We start from the raw sequence: 4893 nt of genomic DNA on the forward strand, positions 1-4893 counted from the left end.
AAGGTTCAAAGCCAGTTAAATCTTGGCCGATCCGTTCAAATTATGGTCAGTGTGTACGCCGGATCTGATATGGATGGCAAAAAAGTTCGCCAGATCGAGTGGCCAACCGGGTCCCTGCTCACAAAGATTGAACGAAATGGCGTTGAAATCATTCCGGCAGGTGATACGCTGGTTCGTTGGGGCGATACGCTTTTTATCAACGTTTCAACCAAGAATCAGCATGCAATTACACAAAAAATTATTGCATTAACAAACGAAACTTAATTACAAAAGGTAGCGAATTCTGCTATAATGTGTTAGTTTAGTAAGAGTAGTATTAAGCCGATTGAACGGTAGGAGGCTATCAACGTGTACAATTTTTTGTTAACATTATTGCTGATCGACTGTGTGTTAATTACAATCTCAGTATTAATGCAACCATCAAAGACTAATGACGCCATGTCTGCCTTAACTGGTGGGGCCGATGACTTGTTTGCCAAGCAGAAGCCACGTGGCTTTGAAGCATTCATGCAAAAAACGACACTTGTTTTAGGGATAATTTTCTTTCTCTTAGCACTTGCATTAGTTTGGATATCATCTCATTAGTATTCAATCCTCCTGTTTAAATGCAGGAGGATTTTTATTATAATTGAAGAGGTGACATGAAAGGATGAGTGCGATGCAAGTCCCAGTAAAATCTTTTTATTTCGAACACGGCCCTCAAGCAGTGATTTTGCTGCACGCGTTTGCGAGCGGTCCGGTGGACGTTCGAATGTTGGCAAGGTATTTGGAACGTCAGAACTACACAGTCTATGCGCCGATGTTTACCGGACATGGGACTGCAGACTTCACTGACATATTACTTCAAGGAACACCTGAACGATGGTGGCAGGACGCTCAGGCCGCAATTCAATTTTTGCGAGACCGGGGATATCGCCAAATCAGTATTTTTGGGATTTCACTTGGCGGCATTTTTGCGGCGAAGGCCCTGGAAAATGATCCGCAACTGGTTGGTGGCGGCTCATTAGGCTCCCCAATTGTCCGCAAACGACAATTTAGCGTCCACAACACCTTCATGCAAATGGCCAAGGCTAACTTTGTGCGCTTTCAAACCAATGAAGCCATTATGAATTCAAAGTTAAAGTGGTTGGATGATAATATTGATCAATTACTTGGAAAAATTGCCGACTTCACGGTTGGCGTTGCCGAGGATTTGCCCAAAATTCATCAACCTTACTTCATTGGTCAGGGATTGAGCGATGAAATCGTGAATCCACAGAGTGCCAAATCGCTTCGAGACGGGTTAATCAACAGCCAAGTCAGTTATCATGAATACCCCAATGCCAGTCATATGATTACTGTCAACAGCGCCCATAAGCAACTCGAATCGGACTTAACAGAATTTCTAACAAAACTTTATGAATAATACGAGGAATATAGATTGCAAGATAATGATTTAAAAATTCAAATAGAAAACGTTCTGCGGACTTATCCGGATAACGTATTTACTGTCGAAAAGATTGCCGATGTTTTACGTACCCACGGATCAGCCGCATTCAAATTGATTGTCCAAGAGTTGGCTGCCCTTGAGCGTGATGGGATCGCAGTTGTGACTGATGAAGGGAAATTTCAGATGAATCCTGATAAACAAAAGTTAACCGGAACCTTCCATGCCAATGATAAAGGATTTGGTTTCGTCGCGTATGATGAAACCGCTCCGGACGCTTATATTGCCCCTGACAATACCATGAACGCCTTAAATGGTGATACGGTTGAAATGGAAATTGTCCGGCCGGCCCAACCAGGTTCGGACCGCGGCCCAGAAGGTAAAGTGGTTGGCATCGCTGAACATAAATATACCCGTGTTGTGGGGCCGTTTCAAGTAAGCGACGACGATAAGGGCTATATTGGCCAATTGACGTTAAACGACAAAAAGATTGCCAAATACAAGTTTTATATCAACGATGTTGGTCTAAAGCCAACGCCGGGTGAAGTGATTACTGCCCAAATTACCGAGTATCCGGATGCCAAGCATCCCGAATACATGGTGGGGATTGCCGACGAAGTGATCGGTTCGGTTGATGATCCCGGAATCGACATTTTACAAATTGTGTACGCCCATGACATTCCAGCAGAATTTCCTGAGGATGTTATTCAAGCAGCCGACGCAATTCCAGATCACGTGACCGAAGAAGAAAAAGTCGGTCGAGAAGATATTACCGACCAGGACTTGGTTACTATTGATGGGGAATCATCTAAAGATTTGGATGATGCGGTTACCGCTTGGAAACTGCCAAACGGCAATTATCATTTGGGTGTTCATATCGCTGACGTGAGCCATTACGTTAAGCCGGGAAGCGCCATTGATAAGGAAGCCTTCCGTCGTGGGACATCGGTTTATTTAACCGACCGGGTTATTCCAATGCTGCCACGTCGTTTATCGAACGGAATTTGTTCCCTAAATGAGGGTCAACTCCGTCTTTGTATGAGCTGTGAGATGGAAATCGATCAGTCCGGCAATATCATCAAACACCGGATTCATCCAAGTTTGATGCGGTCAACTGCCCGAATGACTTATACGGCGGTTAATAATATTTTGGAATCTCACGATGAAAAAACAATCGATCGATACAAGCGATTGGTACCAATGTTTGAAACGATGGGTGAGCTTCACAAGATTTTGTACAAACACCGTAAATCACGGGGTGCCATTGATTTTGACGACAACGAAGCTGAAATCATTGTTGACGAAAAGGGACATCCAATCGACATTAAGCTCCGGGTTCGTGGAACTGCTGAACGGATGATTGAGTCGTTTATGCTGGCAGCCAATGAAACAGTTGCCAAGCACTATTACGAAAGCCACGTGCCGTTTATTTACCGGGTCCATGAAACGCCTGATGCTGACCGGATTAGAAGCTTCTTTGAAACGTTGACTGCATTTGGAATCAACGTTAAGGGTGATCCTGAACACGTCACCCCCAAGACGTTACAAAACGTTTTGAAAAAAGTTGCCGGCAAGCCTGAAGAAATGATGGTTTCGGTTATGCTGTTGCGGAGCTTAAAACAAGCTCGTTACGCTGACCAATCTCTTGGTCACTTCGGCTTAGCTGCACCATTTTATACCCACTTTACATCACCAATTCGTCGTTATCCGGACACGATGGTCCACCGTTTGATTCACTACTATGAAGATAACGGCATTAACGATGAAACCAAGAAGCGTTACGCGAATGTCTTGGACGAAATTGCCACCACGACTTCCGAATACGAACGACGGGCTGTTGACGCCGAGCGGGATACTGATGCGATGAAGAAGGCTGAATATATGAACGACCACCTTGGCGAAGAGTTTGATGGGGTTGTCAGTTCAGTTATGAAGTTTGGGTTGTTTATTGAATTACCCAACACCGTTGAGGGCTTGGTTCACATTAGCCGAATGAACGACGACTATTACCAATACGTTGAGCAGTTTATGGCCTTGGTCGGCAGAAATACCCGCCGGACCTACAAGATGGGCCAACCAATTAGAGTTAAGGTTGTCAACGTTGATGTTAAGCAAAGTGCCGTTGATTTTGATATTGTGGATCCTGAAAAAACGCCACAGAGCAACATGCTGCCAAAGCGAACATACCACAGTAATGACCATCGCAGCAATGATCGTCATGGGAACAACCACTCAAATCATTCAAACAATAACAACCGTGGCAGAAATAATAATCATTCACGCGGCAATAATGGGCACCAGAATCACAATAAGCATTAAGATGTAAACGAGGTGGTCGAATGGCCAAAGGGAAAAAACAGCACAATAATGATAATTTGATGGCCCAAAATAAAAAAGCCCGCCACGACTATTCCATTTTGGAAACGGTCGAAGCCGGCATTGTTTTGACCGGAACCGAAATCAAATCAATTCGTGATCGGCGAATTAATTTGAAGGACGGGTTCGTTCAGATTCGAAACGGCGAAGCTTATATGATGAACGTTCATATTAGTGAGTACGCCCAGGGCAATCAATTTAACCATGACCCACTTCGAAACCGGAAGCTGCTGCTTCACAAAAAGCAAATTCATCGCCTTGCTGAAGCGACAAAGGATAAGGGGATCACAATTGTTCCCTTGAAAGTTTATCTAAAAAATGGTTTCGCCAAAGTGTTAATTGGTGTGGCCAAAGGTAAACGGGAATTTGATAAGCGAGAAACGATCAAGCGCCGTGACCAGAAGCGTCAGATTGATCGGGTCATGAAACATTACTAAGCTGAATATGAGTAAACAAAAAGCGTTGAAGCAACCAGAGATGGCTTGCTTTCAACGCTTATTTTCATTTGTTATGAAGGGTTTGGATGTTTTCACTTTCGAGCTTGGGATCTGAAATCTTTTCCAAAACGCTTAATTTCAGTCTGGAAGCATGGACGAGAGAGGGATGGTTAAGCAAGGCCGCAATGGCCAACACCAGCGGTTCGTGGTCAATGTTGTCAACTGACATGATTCGGATAACCTGGTCAGATTGACTGTATGACTTGATAGTGGCAATATGCGTCCGGCCGCGGGTAATCCTGTACGATTGTTTGTCTTGATTTCCCGTAATCAGCCAGTTAATCCCATTAATAAAAATGGTCGTGTAGTGCATCGTAAAATGAATGACTGAGGTCCCAACAAACTGGTCCAGATAATACAAATCAAACTTCGGCGTCATGCCCATTGATTGTTGTCGAACGGATACAAGTAGCTCGCCGGTAATTGAATAGATGGAAAAGGTATCGGAAATGAGTCCCCACTTTCCGACAATTAAATACTTGGTGTCCCGATATTGATCGGTCACTTTTGATGACCGGGTATGATCCAGTTCAGTTAAGTTTAACTGTAATTTTCGACTCATAAACGCATTTCCTTTACTTGTATTATTTTCAT

Annotated in this window: 6 protein-coding genes; 5 read left to right on the top strand and 1 reads right to left on the bottom strand. The window is 43.8% G+C overall.

Annotated elements, in window-relative coordinates; all coding sequences use genetic code 11:
- The 5 genes from AB3112_RS08100 to smpB form a co-directional block, all read left to right on the top strand.
- On the top strand, nt 1–264 hold a 264-nt coding region (locus AB3112_RS08100), incomplete at its 5' end, for a TrkA C-terminal domain-containing protein (protein ID WP_367334260.1).
- A gap of 84 nt (nt 265–348) precedes the next feature.
- The gene (secG, locus tag AB3112_RS08105) at nt 349–585 is read left to right on the top strand and encodes a preprotein translocase subunit SecG (protein WP_367334261.1); all 237 of its coding nucleotides are present in this window, start codon (nt 349–351) and stop codon (nt 583–585) included.
- A 73-nt stretch (nt 586–658) separates the two neighbouring features.
- A complete protein-coding gene (locus tag AB3112_RS08110; RefSeq protein WP_084975166.1) occupies nt 659–1405 on the top strand; it encodes a carboxylesterase in 747 nt (248 codons plus the stop codon).
- Nucleotides 1406–1420: 15 nt separating this feature from the next.
- Nucleotides 1421–3745: a ribonuclease R gene (rnr, locus tag AB3112_RS08115; RefSeq protein ID WP_367334262.1), complete on the top strand. Its 2325-nt coding sequence runs from the start codon at nt 1421–1423 to the stop codon at nt 3743–3745.
- Nucleotides 3746–3765: 20 nt separating this feature from the next.
- Nucleotides 3766–4239 carry an SsrA-binding protein SmpB gene (smpB, locus tag AB3112_RS08120; protein ID WP_057910533.1) on the top strand — a complete coding sequence of 158 codons (474 nt, stop codon included), beginning with the start codon at nt 3766–3768 and terminating at the stop codon, nt 4237–4239.
- A 64-nt stretch (nt 4240–4303) separates the two neighbouring features.
- Here smpB and AB3112_RS08125 read toward each other — a convergent pair.
- Nucleotides 4304–4893: hypothetical protein (locus AB3112_RS08125; RefSeq protein WP_367334263.1), on the bottom strand; the 590-nt coding region annotated here is incomplete at its 5' end.

The organism is Lentilactobacillus sp. (genome assembly GCF_040773105.1).
Classification (GTDB): Bacteria; Bacillota; Bacilli; order Lactobacillales; family Lactobacillaceae; genus Lentilactobacillus; species Lentilactobacillus parabuchneri.